Origin of the sequence: Burkholderia sp. Bp9031, from assembly GCF_003857965.1 — a bacterium.
Lineage (GTDB): Bacteria > Pseudomonadota > Gammaproteobacteria > Burkholderiales > Burkholderiaceae > Burkholderia > Burkholderia ambifaria_A.
The window spans coordinates 1-888 of the sequence record NZ_QTPW01000092.1; the positions used below are offsets into that span (position 1 = coordinate 1).

Sequence of the window (888 nt, forward strand, 5' to 3'; positions counted from 1 at the left end):
CTGGCGATCGACCGCGTGAAGCAGCTGTTCGGCGCGGAAGCCGCGAACGTGCAGCCGAACTCGGGTTCGCAGGCGAACCAGGGCGTGTTCTTCGCGATGCTCAAGCCGGGTGACACGATCATGGGCCTGAGCCTCGCGCACGGTGGTCACCTGACGCACGGCTCGCCGGTGAACATGTCGGGCAAGTGGTTCAACGTGGTGAGCTACGGCCTGAACGAAAACGAAGACATCGACTACGACGCAGCCGAGAAGCTGGCAAACGAGCACAAGCCGAAGCTGATCGTCGCGGGTGCATCGGCATTCGCGCTGAAGATCGACTTCGAGCGTCTGGCGAAGATCGCGAAGTCGGTGGGTGCGTACCTGATGGTCGACATGGCGCACTACGCGGGCCTGATCGCCGCGGGCGTGTACCCGAACCCGGTGCCGCACGCGGATTTCGTGACGACGACGACGCACAAGAGCCTGCGCGGCCCGCGCGGCGGCGTGATCCTGATGAAGTCGGAATACGAGAAGCCGATCAACTCGGCGATCTTCCCGGGCATCCAGGGTGGCCCGCTGATGCACGTGATCGCGGCGAAGGCCGTGGCGTTCAAGGAAGCGCTGTCGCCGGAGTTCAAGGAATATCAGCAGAAGGTGGTCGAGAACGCACGCGTGCTGGCTGAAACGCTGGTCAAGCGCGGCCTGCGCATCGTGTCGGGTCGCACCGAAAGCCACGTGATGCTGGTGGACCTGCGCGCGAAGAACATCACGGGCAAGGCAGCGGAAGCGGCGCTGGGTGCTGCGCACATCACGGTGAACAAGAACGCGATCCCGAACGATCCGGAAAAGCCGTTCGTGACGAGCGGCATCCGCCTGGGTTCGCCGGCGATGACGACGCGCGGCTTCGGC

1 protein-coding gene is annotated in these 888 nt (G+C 64.5%); it reads left to right on the forward strand.

Going from position 1 to position 888, the window contains the following annotated elements:
- A partial coding sequence (glyA, locus tag DIE15_RS36635; protein ID WP_148095705.1) for a serine hydroxymethyltransferase occupies positions 1-888 on the forward strand: 888 nt, incomplete at both ends.